Here is a 20,885-nt window from a genome sequence, read left to right on the forward strand (position 1 = left end):
GTGCACGATGCCTGGCGGATCAGGCGTGGAATATTTGGGGCTGGCCCAGGTGCATGGACCGTTGGTGTTCGTGACCGGGGTGCGCGATGTCGGTTTTCAGGAATTGGCCGAAGTGGTCACGCCGGCAGGCGAAACGCGCCTGGGACGCGTTCTGTCGGTCTCGGAAGATCTGGCCGTCGTGGAGGTGTTTGCCGGCACCGTGGGCCTCTCCACGGCCCGTTCCAAGGTGCGCTTTTTGGGCGGTCCCTTCGAATATGGAGCCGCTGCCGAAGAGGTGTTGGGGCGCATTTTCGATGGCATGGGCAGGCCGCTCGATGACGGCCCGCCGCCCATGGCCGCCAGCCGGCGGGACATCAACGGCCTGCCCATCAACCCGGTCGCCCGCGCCTATCCCCAGGATTTCATCCAGACCGGCGTTTCAGCCATTGACGGCATGAATGCCCTGGTGCGGGGTCAGAAACTGCCCATTTTCTCCGGTAGCGGCCTCCCCCATGCCCAGCTTACGGCCCAGATCGTGCGCCAGGCGACACTGCTCGAGGGGCAGGAAAAATTCGCTATCGTGCTGGCCGCCATGGGGATCAAGCACGAGGAAGCGCAATTCTTCCAACGCGAATTGGAGCAAAGCGGCAGCCTTAAAAACGTCGCCATGTTTCTCAACCTGGCTGACGACCCGTCCATCGAAAGGCTCATCACGCCACGCATTGCCCTCACCGTGGCCGAGCAACTGGCGTTTGACGAGAATCTCCACATCCTGGTGGTCCTTACGGACATGACCAATTACTGCGAGGCGCTGCGGGAAGTCGCCACCTCCAAAGGGGACGTTCCCAGCCGAAAAGGGTATCCGGGCTATCTCTACAGCGATCTGGCGTCCATCTATGAACGCGCGGGAAAGATCACCGGGGCCGACGGTTCGATCACACAGATTCCCATCCTCACCATGCCCGACGACGACATCACCCACCCGATACCCGACCTCACCGGCTACATCACCGAAGGCCAGATTGTTTTGGACCGTGGGTTGTTTCAAAAGGGCATCTACCCGCCCATCAACGTCTTGCCATCCCTATCGCGGCTGATGAGCGACGGCATTGGAACCGGGCACACCCGGGAAGATCACCAGAATCTGTCCAGCCAGCTGTACGCGCTTTACGCCAAGGCGAAACGCGTGGAAAGACTCGCCTCCATCATCGGCGAAGAAGATCTGGCCGCGCATGATCGGCTTTTCCTCAAATTCTCGAATGAACTCGAGGCCCGTTTTATCCGTCAGGCACCCAATGAGAACCGGACGGTTATGCAAACGCTGGATTTGGGGTGGGAACTGGCCACGATTTTTCCCGAGCGGGATCTCACGCGCGTTACCCCCCAGGAACTAAAAAAATACGGTGTCAAGAAAGGGCCCATGGAAAATGGAACGGCTGCCCCTGTCCACCAATAAAAGCAATCTGCTGCGCCTCAAGGAGGAACTGGTGTTTGCCAGAGACGGCCTGGAACTGATGGATGAAAAGAAAGAAGCCCTGATGCCGCATATCACTTCCCTTGCCGGCAAAGCCGAACGGGTGCGGGCCCAGATGAACGACGTCCTGAAGGAAGCCTATGGTCATCTGCGCGATGCCGTCAAAGCGCAAGGTCGCCTGGCCTGTGAACGGGCCGCATTGGCCCCCCGCTTGGATGCGGTGCTGGATATCCGGGAAAAAAGCTTCATGGGCGTAGCACTTCCCGTGGTGCGGCTGACGCTTCCCGATTTTTTGCCGCCCTATGGGTTTCACGGCACGGCGGTGGCCATGGATGACCTTGCCAAGACCATTTGGCAATCCCTGGAAGTGATTACCGAACTGGCAGAAATCGAAGTGAGCCTCTTACGGCTGGAGATGGAAATCAAAAAGACCATCAAACGCATCAATGCCCTGGAAAACATTTACATCCCGGAATACGAGGCTACCATCAAGCATATCGAAGAAAGCCTGGAAGAAAAAGAACGCGAATTTCTGTTCCAGCTAAAGCGGCAGAAGCGCCGCTGAGAAGAGGCCGAGCATGAACATATTTAAGAAGATTCTGGTTCCGGTCGATGGCTCCCGCCATTCCCTCGACGCCGTGCACCTGGCCGCACGGCTGGCGAAGGTGCATGGCGCCGGACTGATGATTGTCCATGTGGTGGATGAACTGCTCGTCGAGCAACTGACCCGGTTTTCGAAAAAGGATAAGAAAGCCGTTCGGGAAGAGCTGAAGGGCAATGCCCGGGTGTTCCTTGACGATATGCGCAGTGAAGCATCAAAAGCGCTGGCCACCGATATTGACGTCCGCATCGGGGAAGGCATCCCGCATGAATTCATCCTCAAAGAGGCGGCCGCCAGGGGCGTGGACCTGATTGTTATGGGCAAATTGGGTCGGCGGGGGATCGGGCACATTCTGCTTGGCAGCGTTGCCGAAAGAGTCGTCGAGTTTTCGCAGATCCCAGTCTTGTTGGTCAATCACCGAAAAGCGTCACGAAAAACGGGGCGCTGATGGAACCGCCGCCGATACCATGAACAGCGTTATTTAGAAGAAAGATAAGAATTCGATATTTTTCTCGTAATCGTGGTCGTGGTCGTTATCGGATTTTCGATGCACGGTGATCCCATCGATTACGACCACGATAACGATTACGAATATAATTATGAAAAGGATGCGATCAATACTCTCTAGGCGTTTGATTGATCTGATCCAGGGTGAATACCGGCCCGTCCTTGCAGACCAGTTCCTTGCCGATACCGCAGCGGCCGCACATGCCGAACCCGCATTTCATGCGGTTTTCCAGGCTCATGATGATGTGATCGTGGGCGTAGCCCAGTTTTTCCAGCACCGGCTGGGTGAACTTGATCATGATCGGCGGACCGCACACGATGGCATAGGTATCCGGTCCGCCCGGCGGGGCCTTTTGCTCGGTGATGGGCGGTACGAATCCGACATTGTATTTCCAGTCCGGATCATCAGTACCGTCAACGGTGATGTGCATGTTGATGTCATCGCGTTTTTCCCATTCCACCAACTCGTCTTTGTACAGCAGCATGCCCGGGCTGCGGGCCCCGTAGACCACATCGATATTGCCGAACTTGGACCGGTTGGCCGGATCGAGCATGTAGACGATGGACGAGCGCAGGGTGGTGAAAGCGAACCCACCGCCTACGATCAGAATGTTCTTGCCTTCCATAAGATCCCATGGGTAACAGTTGCCCAAGGGGCCTCTGAGGCCCATCAGATCGCCTTCGCGCATGTTGTGCAGGTGAGTGGTGACCACCCCGGCGCGGTTGACGGTGAACTTGACGAACCCTTTTTCCACCGGAGATGAGGCAATGCCGATGGGAATTTCGCCCTTGCCGGGAATGGACAGCTCGGCGAACTGACCGGCCCGGTAGGCGAACTTTTCTTCGTCACCCTCATTGAGAAAAACGAATTTAAACGTCTTCAGGCTTTTATCTTCGGCCTCGACCGTAATGTCATCGATGCGGACCGGATAGGGTATATATGGATTTTGCATTTTCCTCCCTCCATCAACCTTGCGCGGCGCAGGCATCAGCTGGTTTGAAGCTGTTCATCAACGCGCACACCCGGCGGATATCGATATTGACCGGGCACTGGCGAACACATCGCCCGCAGCCCACGCACATGATACCGGTCTGATATTTGTCTACAAAGTACTTGAGCTTGTGCATGAAGCGCTGGCGGACCCGTTGGGTCTTGGTCTCCCGGGGATTATGACCGGTGGTGTGCACGGTAAAGATCGGGAACATACAGCTGTCCCAGTTCTTCATGCGCACCCCGGACTTGCCGTGGACCTCGTCCTGAAGATCGAAACACCAGCAGGTCGGACAGGAGAAGGTACAGGTCCCGCAGTTCAGGCAGGCAAAGGCCACATCGTCCCAAAAGGACGCGCCGTGCAGTTCCAACAGGTCCGTGTCGGCCAGGTTGTCGGTGCTGATCGTACTGACGATTTTCGCCTCGGCCGCGTCCTTGGCGGCCATGAACGCGTCAGCCGCCTCGGGCGTGGCCTGATTCCAGCCGGCTGCATCGGCAAAGGCCTGGCCTTTGTCGGTAAGGACTTTGGCCAGATAATTCTCGCCATGGTCCATCATAAGGATGTCCAGGCCGTCGGCGTTGTAAGGCCCGCAACCGGCGCTGGTGCAAAAGCAGGTCGACAGCGGTGCATCGCAGGCCATGCCGATGAACGTCGTGGCCTCATACGCCCGCAGCCAGTAGGGATCTTTTACGTCAGGCGCATCGAAGTTGAGCTTGACCAGCTGGGTGGCCTTGGCATCGCAGGGCCGGATGCCCACCACGGCCCGGGGAGAATAGTCCTTGGCCGCTTCTTTCATGATATGATGATCGGCCTGGGATTCGTCCAGGGAGTATTCGATGATCGTTTCGGATTGGGGAAAGATCAGGTCTTTGGGGGACAAGCGGGTATTGACCAGGTCCAGATCCGGCACCTGGCCTTTGGTAAGGGCCTTGAACTGGTGCTGGTCCTTGTCTTTTACCGGCCCGAACAGCTGGTACTGATCGGCCGCAGCCGTGAGCCCCTTCGTCCAGTTTTGTTTGTCGATAGTTAGAAGCGTCATTTTGTTATCCTTTATTTAATGAAGGCTTCCGGATCATTGGTCTGGTAGACATCCAGGGCCGGGCGACTATCCAGGGAGAGTCCGGCTTCCCAGCCAAACTGCTCCTGGCAGTCCTTTTCCAATTTTCTCGTCAACAGGCGCATGTCAATGCCCACCGGACAGGCCCGCTGGCAGGCCCCGCAGTCCGTACAGCGGCCCGCACAGTGATAGGCCCGCAGGAAATGAAAGGTCCGGATATCGATGGGATCCTGGCCCTTGCCCACCCACTGGGGTTTGGACTCGTCCACAAAACAGGTCGGACAATAGCACAGCGGACAGGCGTTGCGGCAGGCGTAGCAGCGGATGCACGGCGCGAGCAGATCCTCGAAAAACTGCCATTTCTCCTCATCGCCCATTTCCTCGATCTTGCGCACGTCGGCATAGCGGTCGATGTCGGTCTGCTCTTCGACCGGATCGGCCAACATCTCATCCGAGATGACCGGATTGCGGTGAATGCAAAGGGCGCAGTTGTTTTGCAGCACCTCTTTTTTATCCAAAAGGGTCTCGGCCTCGGCGGTGCGCACCTTGACGGTTTCTTCGGTTTCGGTTACCTTGAGGATCTCGCCGTCCACCATGCCGTGTATCTTGCGTTTGTCGATCATCCCCGTGCAGGGCACGCCGATGATGTGCAGCTGATCGCGCTGGATCTTGTTCTCCACGATGTGATTGACGATATTGCGTGAATCGCAGCCCTTGGCGAAAACGGCGATCTTCTCTTTTCTGTTGGTCAGGTAGTTTGCCAGGTTGATCCCGCAGTTGCTGTCCCAGACCAGGGAGTCTGCATCCTCAGGCGCGGTGACAAAGCACGGCTCGTTCATCATGGGCATGGTCCCTTTACGAAAACCGATGACCATTTCCACTGTGCAGTCTTTCAGCAGCCGGCCGGCAATCTGCCTCATCTTCTCTGTGTATTCAGACATATCACGCTACCTTTGCCTGTTGTTTGACAAAATGGGTGTTCGGACCAAGGGCTTTGACGGCATCGATTACATCGCTAATGACCTCGACGTACTTTGTCGCTTCGGCCGACGATATCCAGGAGAAATGCAGCCGCCCCGGTTCCAGCCCCATGTATTCCATCTGATTTTTCAGAAGGGTGAACCGCCGCCTGGCATACAAATTCCCTTCGATATAATGGCAGTCCCCCGGATGGCAGCCGGACACCCATACCCCGTCGGCCCCGTTCATGAATGCGGCCAGGATAAATTTGGGGCTGACCCGTCCCGAGCAGGGAACCCGGATCACCCGCGTGTTGGGCGGATGCTCGAAGCGGCTCACACCGGCCAGATCCGCAGCGCCATACGTGCACCAGTTGCAAAAAAAGCTGACAATTTTTGGTTGCCAATCACTCATATCGTTCCTCCCCTATAAAATGCGGAAATCTATACCGCTTCGTTGAGTTCAAATATCTGCGCAAAAATCTGATCGTTGTCGAAGCCTTTCAAATGAATCGCGCCGGACCGGCAGGCCGCCACGCACAGCCCGCAGCCTTTGCAGAGCACGGGATTGATCTGGGCTTTGCCCGCGTGCATGCGTGCCTCGGCATCGATAAAGGATGGCGCCGAATAGGGACAGATGGACACGCACACCCCGCAACCGCTGCACAGCATCGGATCGGTCTGGGCCACCTGGCCGCTGGTGTTGATTTTCTGCTGGGCCAAGAGGGTCGTGGCCCGGGAAGCCGCTGCCTTGCCCTGGGCAATGGCCTCTTCGATGGGTTTCGGATAATGGGCCAGCCCGCACAAAAATACCCCGTCGGTGGCAAACTCCGACGGCCCCAGCTTGGCGTGTTTTTCCACGAAAAAGCCGTCATCGTTGACCGGAATCTTGAAAAACTGGGCCAGGGCCTCGTTTTGGGGTGGCACAATGGCGGTGGCCAGGGTCAACAGGTCGGCCTCGATCTCGATGGGACGGCCGAGCACATGGTCCGTTACCGTGACGTTAACCATGTCCCCGTCCACCTTGACCTGCGGCTTATCGTCAACCTGATAGCGAATGAAGATAATCCCCTTTTCACGGGCCTCTTTGTATAAGTACTCCCGTTCGCCATAGGTCCGGATGTCCCGGTAGAGAATAAATACGTTCATTTCCGGATTGCGCTTTTTCAGCAGCAGGGCGTTGTCAATGGAATGTGTACAGCAGACCCGGCTGCAGTAGGGGCGCTCGGTCTCCCGTGATCCCACGCACTGGATGAAAACCGCGGTGTTCATCGTTTCCAGGGCGGGATCATTTTCAATAAACTTTCTATCCAGCTCCAGGCTGGTGAGAATTTTCGGGCTGCTGCCATACTCATATTCATTGGGCGCCATGGGCACAGCACCGGTGGCAACGACAGTGACCCCGTGCTCAATGGTAGTTTGCATGTCACCGGCGGTCAGGGTCGAGGTAAAGCTGCCCACAAAGCCGTCCACTTTGCTCAAGGTCGAATGATAATGCACGCGGATGTTTTTATTTTGCTCCACGTCGGCCACCATCTGACGCAGCCGGGCACCGACGTCTTCCCCATCGGCCGTCCGGAACAGATTCAATGCCTGCCCGCCGAGCTGACCGGCCTGCTCGACAATGTGGGTTTCATAGCCCTGATTGGCCAGGCTCAGGGCCGCAGCCATGCCGGAGATACCGCCACCGATGACCATGGCCGACTGGCCGATGGTCAGCTCGGCCTCTTCCAAGGGCTCCATCAACGCCACCTTGGCGACGGCCATGCGCACCAGGTCCTTGGCCTTGGACGTGGCCAGCTCCGGATTGTTACGATGCACCCAGGAATCATGGTTGCGGATATTGACGAACTCGAACAGGTATTTGTTAAGCCCGGCATTGATCAAGGTTTCCTGGAACAAGGGCTCGTGGGTCTTGGGCGTACAGGCGGCCACGATCACCCGGTTGAGTTTCTTCTCACTGATGATATCGGTCATGATATCCTGGGTGTCCTGGGAGCAGGTGTACAGGTTGTCGGCCACATATTCCACATAGGGCAGCGTGGCCGCATAATCCCTGACTCCCGGCACATCCACGATACCGCCGATGTTAATCCCGCAGTGGCAGACAAAGACGCCCACCCGCGGCCGCTCGCCGGCCACGTTGATCTGGGGCACGACCTCGCGCGTCTTGGTGAGGGTGAATTTGGCATCGCTTAACATCTCGCCGGCCGCCACGGCCGCCGCACTGGCGTCCACCACGCTTTGGGGAATGTCGCGGGGTCCCTGGAAGGCACCGCACACGAAGATACCCGGCCTTGTGGTCGCCACCGGGGAGAAGCTGGAGGTGGCGCAGAAATTTCCGGGTGTGAGGGAAATATCCAACCGTCCGGCCAGATCGACCAGGTCCTGGGGGACTTCCAGGCCCACCGAGAGGATCAGCATGTCAAACTGCTCTACAACAGTCTGGCCGTCATCCAGCACATAACGCACGGAAACATCGTTCGTGCCCGGCACGGTATCGACAGTGTGCACCCGGCTGCGAACAAAGCGGATGCCGTGCTTGCCCTTGGCATCGTTGTAAGCCCGCTCAAAGTCTTTACCGTGGGTGCGCATGTCCATGTAGAAGATGGCGCAGTCCAGAGGCTGGGCCGAATGCTCCTTGGCGATTACCGCTTCCTTGATGGCGTACATGCAGCAAACCGACGAGCAGTAAGCATTGTTGCAACGGTTCTGATCCCGTGATCCCACGCACTGCAGCCAGGCGATCTTTTTGGGTTCCTTGTGATCGGACATGCGCATCAGATGTCCGGTGGTGGGACCGGAGGCCGCCAGGATGCGCTCGAATTCAATGGAACTCATCACATTGGGGTTCTTTCCATAACCGAGAAAATCCAACCCGGCCGGATCATACGGCGTAAATCCGGGCGAGAGGATCACGGAGCCAACGTTTAGTTCAATCCGCCGATCCTGCATCTGATGGGTTTCCAACGTTACGGCACCAGCCCCGCAGGCCTCCACGCACTGGTAGCACTCGCAGCAGTAGCCGCAGTTCAGGCAGCGTGCCGCTTCGGCCTTGCCGTCCTCTTCACTCAGGCCCAGCTCGACTTCATTGAAATTGCCTTTGCGGGCCGCCGGTTCCAGCTCACGCACCTTGGCGCGGGCTTTTGCCGGTTCACCCTCAGGGACCGGACGATAGACCGGCTCGGGCCGTTCGATAGGCTCGCGGCCGTCGGCCATGTCCGCGCCGTCCAGATAGCGTTCGATGGATTCGGCGGCTTCCTTGCCTGCCGCGATGGCGCCGATGGCTACCCAGGGACCGCTTTGCAGGTCGCCGCCGGCAAACACCCCGGCACGGCCGGTGGCATAGGTCACCGGATCCACTTCCGTGGTGCTCCAGCGGGTGAATTCCAGTCCGTCCACGTCATCGATGGACGACAGGTCCGGGCGTTGGCCAATGGCCGGGATGATCTGATCCACCTCAAGGTCGTATTCGCTGCCCGGCACCGGCACGGGACGACGACGGCCGGAAGAATCCGGTTCGCCCAGCTCCATGCGGATGCAGCGCAGGCCGGTGACTTTCCCGCCCTCGACGATGACCTCTTGGGGCGCGGCCAGGTAGGTCAGTTCCACGCCTTCGGTCTCGGCCGCCTGGATTTCCTCTTCCCAGGCCGGCATTTCGGCACGGGTCCGGCGGTAGATGATCTGCACACTCTCGGCGCCCAGACGCACAGCCGAGCGCGACACGTCGATGGCCACGTTGCCGCCGCCGATGATGGCCACATGCTTGCCCACCGGGGCCTTGCCGGTCAGGTTGACTTCACGCAGAAAATCCACGCCCTGGCGCACGCCCTCGGCATCCTCGCCGGGAACGCCCAGGGTAATGCCCTTGTGGGCGCCCAGGGCCAGGTAGACGGCCTTGAAGCCCTGGTCGAACAGGCTGTCCACGGTCAGATCGCCGCCCAGGGGGGTGTCGGTCAAAAGCTCCACACCCATGTTGGTGATGATCTCGATCTCCTGATCCAAAATCGCTGGTGGCAGACGATGGTCGGGGATGCCCACCCGCAGCATGCCGCCGGCCTGGGGCAGGGCCTCGTAGATCGTGCTCAAAATGCCCCGGCGGGCCAGATGATAGGCCGCACTTAGCCCGGCCGGACCACTGCCGATGATGGCCACGCGCTCTTCACGCTTTTCTGCCATGGGAATCTCGATGGTGCGCGGATCCACCTGATCGGCGGCCAGGCGTTTGAGCTCACGGATGGCCACGGGCTGATCGACTTCGCAGCGCCGGCAGGCGTCTTCACAGCCGTGGGGGCAGATGCGCCCCAGCACACCGGGCAGGGGCAGATCGTCCATGATAATCTTCAGGGCCTCGGCATATTTGCCCTGGCCCACCATCTGCACGTAGCCCTGCACGTTGATGCCCGCCGGACAGGCCAGGCGACAGGGGGCTTTGTCGGCCTTCTGGATGGTATAGTTGATGGGAATGGCCTGGGCATATTGCTTGTAGGTGGCCTTACGATTGATCAATCCCAGATTGTACGCATCGGGCAATTCCACCGGACAGGCCTGGGCACAATCCCCGCAACCAGTGCACAAATCGGTGTCAATACAAGCGGCGCGCTTGTTGATGGTCACCGTGAAATCACCGGGACCGCCGTCCACCTGTTCCAGGTCCGCGTAGGTGATCATCTCGATGTTCACATGCCGGCCGACTTCCACCAGAATGGGGCTCATGATACACATCGCACAATCGTTGGTGGGAAAGGTTTTGTCCAGTTGGGCCATGACACCGCCGATGGCGGCCTCTTTTTCCAGCAGGTAAACGTAGTAACCCGAGTTCGCCAGATCCAGGGCGCTTTGCATCCCGGCAATGCCCCCACCCACGACCAACACGGAACCAATGGCGTTTTTTGTCATTGTTGCTCTCCCCTGACCGCGCTTGATGCGCATAATAATAAAGATAAAAAGATAGTATTGATTAACGGATTCGTAAAAAGCCCGAACAGAGACTGTTTACGAGTTCATCATAATTGATTGCTATAAAAGGTCCGTGAGGGACGCTTTTCGGACAGGCACCGGCAAAACGACGGATAATGGAGGCAAATCGTAAAGGAAACCTTTGGTGAAAAGGTCTTTTCAGCAATTGCTCTATCTTAAGGGCCTACCATCCCGGGCAGCCGGCGCAAGTCGCTCAGATAAAGCCTATGTGGTGGGGTAATAAAGTCATACACCTTATTTATGGGAGATAGATCGTAAAAGAGATGTATTTTTATTGTTCGCCCCAAAAAAAGTCAACACCAAATTACTCTATGATTTCTATCGTCAAGATTTATATTTTCTATCCGACCATTCACGGGACCGCCGACAATTGACCTGGATCAATTCATTGGGCCTTGAATAATGCAATAAAAGTCCAATCTTACAATAGATCAATTCAATTTAGATCAAGTGATCGATCTGATGGACCGGTTTTTGACCTACTACAAAACCCACAGCACCCATGGCCAACGCTTTGCACAGTTGCTGGACGATGACGCCATCAATCACTTTTCCAAAGGTTAATGAACGCATAAAAAGTCGCCATTCGGACGGATTCGTCAAGGTTGAATATTTCTGTCATTAATGATAATGTACCCCACGCCTGTCAGGCCGGTGGCCTGAATTGAAATAAGGCCCCATTTTGATATTCGAATTCCCCCATATGCAACTGAACGCAAGAGCGAGAATGACGTCCCTGACCATTGATAACATCCTTTCCAACCGGAAAAACCTGGAACGGATTCTGGACAATTTGAAGGATGGAATCATTGCCCACGATCTGAATCGGCGCATTTTTTACTTCAACCGCAAGGCAGAAGAAATTACCGGCTACCGGCGTGAAGATGTGGTTGGCAAGGATTGCCATGAAGCCATGGGAGGGCCTTTTTGCGGCAGCCGCTGCTCATTTTGCGGAGACCAACCGCTTTTTGTGGACACCGCCGAATATCCCATCAATATTGTCAACCAGCGGGGCGAGTCACGGCGACTGGAAATGACCGCCACCATGATGCGCGATGAAAACAACAAGGAATTTGGGGTACTGGCCGTTTTCAGAGATATTACCGACCTGTTCGAGCTGAGGGTCAAAGCCAAGGAAATGACCGGCTTTTCCAACATCATCGGCTGTGACAGCAAAATGGTCGACGTGTTCCGCCAAATCAAAGATGTTTCCGGTTATGATTACCCGGTGCACATCTTTGGTGAGACCGGTACAGGTAAAGAACTGGTTGCCAATGCCATTCACAATGAAAGCATGCGCGCCGGCGGTTCGTTTGTGCCGATCAACTGCGGTGCCCTGCCCGAAGGACTGATCGAGAGTGAATTGTTCGGTCATGTCAAAGGTGCCTTTTCCGGTGCCATCCGGGATAAAAAAGGACGTTTCGAGTTGGCCCACAATGGGACGATTTTTCTGGATGAAATCGCCGAGCTGCCCAAACTGCTGCAGGTGAAACTACTGCGTTTTTTGCAGGAGGGCACCTTTGAAAAGGTTGGCGGGGAAAAAACCGTATCCGTGGATGTGCGGGTGGTCAGCGCCACGAACAAAGACCTGAAAAAAGAAGTGCAAAAAGGTAATTTCCGTGAGGATCTGTTCTATCGCCTGAATGTGATCCCCATTCATATTCCTCCCATCCGTGAACGCAAATCCGACATCCCGCTGTTGGTGGACCATTTCCTTAGCAAAGCACCGACCATCAAAGGCCAACGGCCGGTGCGCATCTCCCAGGAGGCACTCAATGCACTGCTGGACTATAATTGGCCGGGAAATGTCCGGGAACTGCAAAATGCCGTACAATTTGCCATCGTACGCTGCAAAGGGAAGATTATCCGACCCGACGACCTGCCCCTCGAATTAAAGGAAAAGAGCAGCGAAAAGCCCAGGCGCGGGCCGGTGCGCAAACTGAGCGCCGACGATGTTCGTGCGGCGATAGTCAAAACCGGTGGCAACAAAGCCCGGGCCGCCAAGGTGTTGGGGGTCGGTCGGGCAACCCTGTACCGATTTCTGGGAGACCATCCTGAAGTACTGCAGGAAAATTGACGGATTCGTAAAAAGCCCGATATCGGCGTTACGCGTATCCTTCGTCACTGCGGAGTACGACCAGTACACCTCATTCCTCAGGATTCGCAAGCCTTGATCTCGGGCTTTTTACGAATCCGTCCGGACGACGATTTTTTACGAGTTCATCAAAATTGAATAAAAAAAAGGGGCTCGATATCGAGTCCCTTTTTTAGTTACAGTTGAATCAATCATATAGAGCCTGTTTGAAAAAGCCGGATCAGGCCCGATAATGTTTTTTTTTACCCTTCCAGTGCCTGGCGGTCGGCCATATCCATCAGGACGCGTTCTCTGGCCTTGTCGATGCCCAGCTCCTGGCGTTTCTTGTCGATGTGGGCGATCATCAGCTGCGCATGTTTGATCGGATCGGCTTCCAGATCCCACTTGCCGCCGTAGAGTTTTTCCAGTTCCTTGGACAGGTAATCATGGAACACCGGCGCCCCGGAGGTCGGCAGGGTGACACCGAAGACCGTATATACACCGGAGGCCACAAAGTAGTGCCCAATTGAGATGGCCTTCTCACTCATCCATTCGGGCGCGCTACCAGCGGCCGGCAGATCGCAAATGTCCTTGCCTAGTCCGCCAGCCTTGACCACTTCGGTGGCCGCCAGCAGGATGCGGCTGTTGTCCACACAGGAGCCCATGTGCAGGACCGGCGGGATCCCCACGACCTCACAGACCTCGGCCAGGCCCGGGCCACAGTGCACGGCGGCGGATTCCGGGGTCAGCAGGCCCTCCATGGCGCAGGCGATACCGTTGCAGCCGGTGGTCAGCACGATGACGTCGTTCTTGATCAATTCTTTTACGACCTCGATGTGGGCTTGGTTATGACGGGTCCGGGCATTGTTGCAACCCACGACGCCGGCGATACCACGGATACGGCCGTTGATAATGTTGTCGTTTAAGGTGTAGTAACTGCCGCGGAATGAGCCGCCCAGGTGATACTGAATCGATTCCACACCAAAACCGGCGATCTGGGTGGCTTTCTGGTGGGGAATCATGACCTCGGCACCGCGGTTTTCGAAGTTGTCGATACCCATCTTGACGATCTTCTCGGCGTCTTCCATGGCGTAGTGTTCGTCGAACTCGATGTGGATTACGTTGTCCTGCTCCATCTTGGCGATGGGGTGGGTGGTGATCAGCTTGGTGTGGAAACACTTGGCCACGTTAGCTAGGTTCTGCATGATGCACTGAATGTCAACCACCATAGCGTCGCAGGCGCCGGTGATGATGGCTAGTTCCTGGCCCAGGAAGGTGGTGGCTGACGGGATGCCGTGGCGCTGCAGGATTTCATTGGCCGTGCAGCAGATGCCGCTCAGCTGGATGCCCTTGGCGCCCTTGGACTTGGCGTATTCGATGATTTCGGGCTTCTGGGATACCGCCACGATCATCTCGGAAAGCACCGGCTCATGGCCATGCACGACGATGTTGACGTGGTCTTCCTTCATCACGCCCAGGTTGGCCTCGGACTGCAGGGGGTACGGGGTGCCGAAGAGCACGTCCTGGAGGTCGGTGGCCAGCATGGATCCGCCCCAGCCATCGGCGATGGCGGCGCGGGTTCCCTGCTTCATCAGGTTCTTGTAATCCTGGTCCACACCCATGTGGGTACGGTGCATGATTTCGACGATCTCGCGGTCGATATTTCTCGGGATCACGCCGTTTTTTTTCCATTTTTCGTACAGTGCTTCGGGTGCGCGTTTGGTGTAAAGCAGCTCGCCTTCTGGCTTGCCCCATTCGTTCATGGCGGCTTCGGCCACTTCCAGAGCAATTTCATCGATGTCGCGATCCTTGACCTCACCGTCCACCTCGACAGTGGTCGCGACTCCCAGAGCAGGAGCAATCTGCAGCAGCTTATTCGTGTCTTTGATCTTGTAAGCCTCGGTTTCCTTGCGTGCCGCGCTCAAAAACACTTCGGCCACGCAACGGCCGTGGTCGGAGTGCGCGGAGGCGCCGCCGGCGATCATGCGGATAAAGTTACGCGCGGCAATGGTGTTGGCCGTGGCGCCGCACAGGCCCTTGCGGGTATCCTCGCCTTGGATCCCGCCCTTGGGCAAGGGCAGGCGGCATGGGCCCATGGAGCAGTTCTTACAGCAGATGCCCTGGACACCGATGTTACAGGGTTTCATCTGCACGGCGCGGTCAAACACCGTATCGATGCCCAATTCTTGGGCGCGGGCGATCATTTGCTGGCTGGCCGGATCGATGGTTGCGGCAACAGGATCGGCCACTTTTGGCGCCGCGGCTTTGTCGGCTGCTTTCTTGATTACTGCCATCAGAGAGTCCTCCTTAATTTTGTTGTTATAAAAGATGATTATATGGGGTATTTTTATTAAAAATAATAATAATAATGATTACTAAAAGAATTTTCTTTTACCTGTCAAGTCCTCTTTTATTTTTTTTCAACAGCTCCCCAAAAAGTGGGGGCTCGCAATCAAGCCCCCTAATATTTAGGATGAGAATTTTTATCTTAGGCGGCTTCTATGTCACGGCGGTCGGACATATCCATAAGCACACGCTCCCTAGCTTTATCTATGCCCAGCGCCATTCGTTTCTTATCGATGTGAGCGATCATCATCTTGGCCATTTCATACGGATCAGGGGTAAATCCCCATTTCCCCAACCCCTGTTCCTCCAAACCGTTGAAGAGCAATTTGTGGAACTTGGTTTCCTCGACGATCGGAAAGGTCACACCAAAAACAGTATATACACCAGAGGCGACAAAGTACTGCCCGATGCTGATGGCCTTTTCGCTCATCCATTCCGGGGCCGCTCCGGCTACGGGAAGGTCCGCCATGGACTGTCCCAGGCCGCCCGTTTTCACCATTTCGGCAGCAGCGACCAGAATGCGGCTGTTGTCCACACAAGACCCTAACCCCAGCACCGGCGGCATACCGACGGTTTCGCAGACTTCGGACAGACCGGGTCCGGCCAGGGCCGAGGCTTCGGGTGAGGTCAGACCGGCCTTTGCCAGGGCAATCTGGGAACAACCGGTCTGAAGCACGAGCACGTCGTTCTTGATCAGCTCTTTGACAAGCTCCACATGCACCCAGTCCTGTTTCATACGCGGGTTGGTGCATCCGACCACACCAGCCACCCCGCGGATACGACCGTTGATAATGTTCTCGTTCAGCGGTGTATAGGAGCCGCGGAAGGACCCGCCAAGCATGTAGTTGATGTATTCGTGGGAAAAACCATGCACGCCGATCCCTTTTTTCCTGGGGATCTCCACCGTTGCCTTACGGTTTTTAAACCGGCTGATGGCTTGGATCACAATCTCGTCCGTACAGGCTTTGGGATCATGCTCATGGAATTCAATATGGGTCGCCCCTTCAATGTGGCAACGCGGGTTGGTGGTGATCAAGGGCGTTCCATAGCACTCGGCCACCTTGGACAGCCCCTGTTTGATACACTGCACGTCGACGGTCATGGCATCCACGGCGCCGGTAACCAAAACGGCTTCAGTGGACATGAAATTGCCCACATGCGGGATGGCATGCCGTACCAGCACTTCGGCGCCGGAGCAGCACATCCCGGCCAGATTGATACCTTGCGCGCCGGCATCCTTGGCGGCCTGGATCAGTGAAGGTTCATTCACCGAAGCAATCATGGATTCAAATAGGTTGGGCTCGTGACCGTGTACGATGATGTTGACCTGTTTTTCCTCCAGCACGCCCATGTCTACCTCGATAGCCACCGGTGTTGGCGTGCCGAAAAGGATATCGGAAATTTCCGTGGCCACCATGGAGCCCCCCCAACCATCGGCAAGTGCCGTACGGCTGACCTGCTTCATGATATTGTTGTACTCCTGATCCACCCCGATGTGGGTGCGGTGCATCATCTCCATGATTTCACGCATTGCGCCACGGGGAACGATTCCCAGCTTCCGCCAGGTCTCCAGTGTTTTCTCGGGAACCCGCTTCATGAATGGAATTTCACCATCCACCTGGGTGTAGGTTCGCTCCAGTTCTCCGTAAAGTTCCAGGGCAATATCCTTCTGGCTTTTACCTTCGGTTTCGATCCCCACGGACTGGGCCACGGATTCCAGTTTAATTGGATCTTTGATTTCATAGTCCGTAATGTGGCCGTTGACCACTTCGCGGAACAGGTCCAGCATACTCATGCCGTGGTCAGTGTGGGCAGCACAGCCGGAAGCCACCATTCTGGCAAAATTTCTGGCCTGAATGGTATCAATGGTGGCCCCGCAAACCCCTACTTTACCGTAAGGATCCCTGGCGTTCAGCCGACATGGCCCCATCGAACAGTGTTTACAACAGGCTGAATCCGCGCCGATCGGACAGGCCTTCATGTCAATTGCTCTGTCAAAAGCGGTGCTGACACCATCGATTTTAGCCTTTTCAAGCATTTGCTGAGTAGTTTCGCAAATAGTCAATTCCTTGATATTAATCTCTTTTTTTGCTTTTAAAGTTTTCTTTTCAACCATTTTTCCCTCCTTCGTGGAAAGACTTGGTGTTGGTTATGGTGAGCGGTGATGCCGCATGAAAGGCGATGTTCATTTTTTGTGATGAGAAAAGCATGCTAGGACACTGCGGTAAAAAGTGGTGATGGTCAGTGGCTCAATGAATTTAGAGAACTCTTATCAGGAATAATTACTATTTGCAATAATATTCTGCCAAATTATGAAAAAACTGTTTTATCGGCTTTGATTTTCATCCTAATCCTATATTTCGTATCAAAAAGTTGTCTCAAAAAAAGGCTGGATAAATTGAAACAATTTAGCATGTATACATACAAATCATTAAAATGATTTGTAAATCATCATCGATCAACTACAATTTTGCCTGTGGCATGCGGCTTGAGTAGGTAATTGGTTATTATTGCACTGACGCATCCATGCAATAATGAAATCGTTGTGTGGTTTGATCGATTTTCCTTGACCGAGCCAGGATGGGTATTTAGATTAATTAAACTTACCTGCCCTTTTACAGGGGATTTTGCAATAAGGGACGATCGCACATCAGCGCCCCTACAATTTTGTGGAAAGGACGTCCGAATGACTGACAAACCGGTAAAGGTATATTCATTGAGTACATGCAGCCACTGCAAATCAACCAAACGCCTGTTGGATGAATGCACGGTGAAATATGATTTCGTGGATGTGGACCTTCTGGAGGGTGATGAACGGAAAGCCATTCTTGCCGACGTGAAAAAATTCAACCCCCGATGCTCGTTTCCGACCGTCATTATCGGGGATGATGTGATCGTGGGCTACAAGGAAGATAAAATAAAGGAGGCGCTGGGACTGGAATGAATTCCGGAGAACTTTATGAGAAACTGAAAAAGGTTCAGGAAGCCAAGGGATATTACTTCAGCAACGACCGCGAACGGGTCATGGACCTGCTGGAAGCATTGCTGGTCAATAAAGAACGTTACGGATATATGGCCTGTCCGTGCCGGCTGGCATCCGGAGATCGTGATAACGACCGGGACATTATCTGCCCATGCGACTACCGGGAGCCGGATGTGGCTGAATTCGGCTCATGTTATTGCAATCTTTATGTTTCCAAGCAGTGGAATGAGGGGACGATCACGCATGAATATGTTCCCGAGCGTCGTCCCCCGGAAAAAATGTTTCCCGAATAATTGACTGTCTCGTAAAAAGCGTTTGGCTTGTTGTTATGCCGGACTTGATCCGGCACACAATCCATTAAGCTTCAACGCTCAACCGGTCTGCGCAGGAATGAAGCAAGCATGGACGCTTCTTTTAAGAAGGGGACATCCAGCCGGGTCAGGAAAACTTGTCATAGGCAATCATCTCCGGCTCCACGCCGAGGTCATCCAGCATGACTTCCACCGCCGACACCATCATCGGCGGGCCGCACAGGTAGTATTCGATTTCCGTGGGATCTTTGTGTTTGACTAGGTAGGCATCGCGTAGCTGCTGGTGGATATAGCCGGTCATGCCCTCCCAGTTGTCCTCGGGCATGGGATTGGACAATGCCACATAGTAGGAAAAATTGGGATGTTTTTCGGCCAGGGCCTTGAATTCCTCGTCGAAAAACAGTTCCAGTTTGGACCTGGCACCGTACCAGAATGTCATGGTCCGGTCGGTCTTCACCCGCAATAACTGATCCATAATTTGACTGCGCAAGGGCGCCATGCCGGCACCGCCACCCACAAAACACATTTCCCGATCACTCTGTTTGACGGCAAACTCCCCAAAGGGACCGCTCAGCGTCACTTTGTCGCCCGGCTTCAGATTGAAGATATAAGTCGAACCGGTTCCCGGCGGCAGGTTCTTGGTGCCGGGCGGCGGCGTGGCGATACGGATCGTAAACTGCAGCCGGCTGGGCTCGGCCGGTGGATTGGCCAGGGAGTAAGCACGAAAAACCGGCGCGATGTTTTTACCGCGCAGCCCCCACAGGTTGAAGCGGTCCCAGTCCGGGCGGTAGCGCTCGGCCACTCGGACCCGAAAGAGTTCGAAAGGAATCTCATATTCAGGGATATCGATCTGAATGTAAGCCCCGGCGGTAAAATCAAGTTTTTCGTCGTCATCCAGCTCCAGAATCAAGTCTTTGATGAAAGTGGCCACGTTCTCGTTGGATACCACGGTGGCGCTGTACTTCTTGACCGAGAGAATCTCGTCGGGAATACGGATTTTCAGATCCTCCTTGACCTTCATCTGGCAGGCCAGGCGAATGTCTGCCTTTTTTTCCTTACGCGACAGGTGCGCCAGTTCGGTGGGCAGCGGTCCCCGCGAGCCCGCCTCGATCTTGCACTTGCACATGCCGCAGGCACCACCTCCCCCGCAACCGGAAGGGATAAAAATACCGTTTGCCGACAGGGCGGACAGCAATGTCTTGCCCGACGGGGCGTCAATGCTTTTTTCCTCATCATTGTTGATGAGGATGTGATTGGTGCCTTTTTGCACGACTTTGCCTTCCACGAAAAGCAATAGTCCCACAAGAATGAGAATCACAGAAAGAAATACGGTTGTGCCGACAATATAGATCAAAACCAACTCCTTTTACAGGGTAATTCCCGAAAACAGCATGAAGCCCATGGCCATCAGGCCGGTCATGATCATGGTGATACCGAAGCCCTCCAATCCCTTGGGCACATTGGCATAGCGCATCTTGATACGGATGGCGGCCATGGAAACGATGGCCATCAGCCAGCCGACCCCGGATCCAAAACCAAACACCACCGTCTCCACAAAGGTGTAGCTGCGCTCCACCATAAACAGGGAGGCGCCCAAAATGGCGCAGTTGACGGCAATCAATGGTAAAAACACCCCCAGGGCATTGTACAGCACCGGTGAATAGCGATCGATAACCATCTCCACCATCTGAACAATGGCGGCAATCACGGCGATAAAGGTGATGAATTTCAGAAAACTCAGATCAACGGATGACAGACCGGCCCAAGCGAGGGCGCCGGGAGCAAGCAGATATTTAAAGACCAGCCAGTTGACCGGAGCGGTAATGGAAAGCACAAAAACCACGGCAAAACCCAGCCCGATCGCGGTATCCATGTTTTTGGACACCGCCACAAAAGAGCACATCCCCAGAAAATAAGAGAGCAGAATGTTGCCCACGAACACCGAATTGAGAAACAAACCAATCAGGTTTTCCATATCCATCACTTCCCGGCCCGTATCAGCCGTTTGTTTTCGTCAAGGTTTTCTGCAGCCACACCAGCAGCCCGATAATAATGAATGCCGCCGGCGCCAGCTGCATGAATCCCATGTTCATATAGCCCAAATCGTAGGCCGCCTGGGGAACGACGGCAAATCCGAACAGCTTGCCGGCGCCCAGGAGTTCCCGGATGGCCGCCACGGCCACCAGCACCAGTCCATACCCGGCACCGTTGCCGAGCCCGTCCATAAAGGACTTTATGGGCGGGTTGCCAAGGGCATAGGTTTCGGCTCGCCCCATGACAATACAGTTGGTGATGATCAGACCGACGAACACCGACAGCTGTTTGCTGATCTCATACAAATAGGCCCTTAGCAACTGATCGGCCAGAATCACCAGTGAGGCGATCACGGAAAGCTCGACGATCATACGTACATTTCTGGGGATCACCTTGCGCATACTGGAAATGGTCAAGCTCGAAAATGCGGTGACCGATGTCATGGCCAGGGCCATGACCACTGCGGTCTGCAGTTGAACCGTCACCGCCAGGGCCGAACAGATGCCAAGGCTCTGGATAAAAACCGGATTGTTTTTCACCAGCGGCTCGGAAAAAGCCTTGAATGTGGGAGACTGGAGTAATTTCATA

General features: G+C 55.2%; 16 protein-coding genes. 6 read left to right on the forward strand and 10 right to left on the reverse strand.

The genetic code is table 11. The annotated features are described in order from the left end of the window. Positions 1-7 precede the first annotated feature (7 nt). Genes Dvar_RS34035 through Dvar_RS34045 form a run of 3 tightly spaced genes read left to right on the forward strand, consistent with a single transcriptional unit; the run spans position 8 to position 2,502 of the window. Positions 8-1,435, forward strand: coding sequence for a V-type ATP synthase subunit B (locus Dvar_RS34035; protein WP_419657573.1), 1,428 nt, complete (start codon positions 8-10; stop codon positions 1,433-1,435). Continuing rightward, positions 1,407-2,018, forward strand: coding sequence for a V-type ATP synthase subunit D (locus Dvar_RS34040; RefSeq protein WP_419657574.1), 612 nt, complete (start codon positions 1,407-1,409; stop codon positions 2,016-2,018). Before Dvar_RS34035 ends, Dvar_RS34040 begins: the two co-directional genes overlap by 29 nt. Positions 2,019-2,031: 13 nt before the next feature. Next, positions 2,032-2,502 carry a universal stress protein gene (locus Dvar_RS34045; protein WP_419657575.1) on the forward strand — a complete coding sequence of 157 codons (471 nt, stop codon included), beginning with the start codon at positions 2,032-2,034 and terminating at the stop codon, positions 2,500-2,502. A 166-nt stretch (positions 2,503-2,668) separates the two neighbouring features. Here Dvar_RS34045 and Dvar_RS34050 read toward each other — a convergent pair whose 3' ends face one another. From Dvar_RS34050 to Dvar_RS34070, 5 genes are read right to left on the reverse strand one after another with little or no spacing between them, the layout of a single operon-like run. Continuing rightward, entirely contained in the window at positions 2,669-3,514 is an 846-nt protein-coding gene (locus tag Dvar_RS34050; RefSeq protein WP_419657576.1) for an FAD/NAD(P)-binding protein, read from the reverse strand. A 13-nt stretch (positions 3,515-3,527) separates the two neighbouring features. Continuing rightward, positions 3,528-4,592 carry a 4Fe-4S dicluster domain-containing protein gene (locus Dvar_RS34055; RefSeq protein ID WP_419657577.1) on the reverse strand — a complete coding sequence of 355 codons (1,065 nt, stop codon included), beginning with the start codon at positions 4,590-4,592 and terminating at the stop codon, positions 3,528-3,530. 11 nt (positions 4,593-4,603) lie between these two features. Next, a complete protein-coding gene (locus Dvar_RS34060) occupies positions 4,604-5,551 on the reverse strand; it encodes a 4Fe-4S dicluster domain-containing protein (protein ID WP_419657578.1) in 948 nt (315 codons plus the stop codon). Between the two features lies 1 nt (position 5,552). Further along, on the reverse strand, positions 5,553-5,984 hold the full coding sequence (locus tag Dvar_RS34065; protein WP_419657579.1) for a hydrogenase iron-sulfur subunit: 432 nt from the start codon (positions 5,982-5,984) through the stop codon (positions 5,553-5,555). Between the two features lie 29 nt (positions 5,985-6,013). Continuing rightward, the gene (locus Dvar_RS34070; protein ID WP_419657580.1) at positions 6,014-10,468 is read right to left on the reverse strand and encodes an FAD-dependent oxidoreductase; all 4,455 of its coding nucleotides are present in this window, start codon (positions 10,466-10,468) and stop codon (positions 6,014-6,016) included. An 808-nt stretch (positions 10,469-11,276) separates the two neighbouring features. Here Dvar_RS34070 and Dvar_RS34075 point away from each other — a divergent pair. After that, positions 11,277-12,626 (forward strand): sigma-54 interaction domain-containing protein, encoded by a 1,350-nt coding sequence (locus Dvar_RS34075; RefSeq protein WP_419657581.1) that lies wholly within the window; start codon positions 11,277-11,279, stop codon positions 12,624-12,626. A 260-nt stretch (positions 12,627-12,886) separates the two neighbouring features. On the opposite strand, the gene cooS (Dvar_RS34080) is transcribed toward Dvar_RS34075, so the two are convergent. Together cooS (Dvar_RS34080) and cooS (Dvar_RS34085) are read right to left on the reverse strand one after the other, a co-directional pair. After that, positions 12,887-14,917 (reverse strand): anaerobic carbon-monoxide dehydrogenase catalytic subunit, encoded by a 2,031-nt coding sequence (gene cooS, locus Dvar_RS34080; protein ID WP_419657582.1) that lies wholly within the window; start codon positions 14,915-14,917, stop codon positions 12,887-12,889. Positions 14,918-15,111: 194 nt separating this feature from the next. Then, complete coding sequence (cooS, locus tag Dvar_RS34085) at positions 15,112-17,085, reverse strand: anaerobic carbon-monoxide dehydrogenase catalytic subunit (protein WP_419657583.1); 1,974 nt, start codon at positions 17,083-17,085, stop codon at positions 15,112-15,114. A gap of 570 nt (positions 17,086-17,655) precedes the next feature. On the opposite strand from cooS (Dvar_RS34085), the gene Dvar_RS34090 reads away from it, so the two are divergent. Together Dvar_RS34090 and Dvar_RS34095 are read left to right on the forward strand one after the other, a co-directional pair. Beyond that, the gene (locus tag Dvar_RS34090; RefSeq protein ID WP_419657584.1) at positions 17,656-17,913 is read left to right on the forward strand and encodes a glutaredoxin family protein; all 258 of its coding nucleotides are present in this window, start codon (positions 17,656-17,658) and stop codon (positions 17,911-17,913) included. Then, the gene (locus tag Dvar_RS34095; protein ID WP_419657585.1) at positions 17,910-18,245 is read left to right on the forward strand and encodes a ferredoxin-thioredoxin reductase catalytic domain-containing protein; all 336 of its coding nucleotides are present in this window, start codon (positions 17,910-17,912) and stop codon (positions 18,243-18,245) included. The genes Dvar_RS34090 and Dvar_RS34095 overlap by 4 nt, the downstream gene beginning before the upstream one ends. 145 nt (positions 18,246-18,390) lie before the next feature. On the opposite strand, the gene nqrF is transcribed toward Dvar_RS34095, so the two are convergent. From nqrF to Dvar_RS34110, 3 genes are read right to left on the reverse strand one after another with little or no spacing between them, the layout of a single operon-like run. After that, positions 18,391-19,617 carry an NADH:ubiquinone reductase (Na(+)-transporting) subunit F gene (nqrF, locus tag Dvar_RS34100; protein WP_419657586.1) on the reverse strand — a complete coding sequence of 409 codons (1,227 nt, stop codon included), beginning with the start codon at positions 19,615-19,617 and terminating at the stop codon, positions 18,391-18,393. Between the two features lie 12 nt (positions 19,618-19,629). Beyond that, positions 19,630-20,238 (reverse strand): NADH:ubiquinone reductase (Na(+)-transporting) subunit E, encoded by a 609-nt coding sequence (gene nqrE, locus Dvar_RS34105; RefSeq protein ID WP_419657587.1) that lies wholly within the window; start codon positions 20,236-20,238, stop codon positions 19,630-19,632. Between the two features lie 22 nt (positions 20,239-20,260). After that, entirely contained in the window at positions 20,261-20,884 is a 624-nt protein-coding gene (locus Dvar_RS34110; RefSeq protein WP_419657588.1) for an NADH:ubiquinone reductase (Na(+)-transporting) subunit D, read from the reverse strand. Between the last annotated feature and the right edge of the window lies 1 nt (position 20,885).

This window comes from Desulfosarcina variabilis str. Montpellier, from assembly GCF_048565275.1.
Lineage (GTDB): Bacteria > Desulfobacterota > Desulfobacteria > Desulfobacterales > Desulfosarcinaceae > Desulfosarcina > Desulfosarcina variabilis.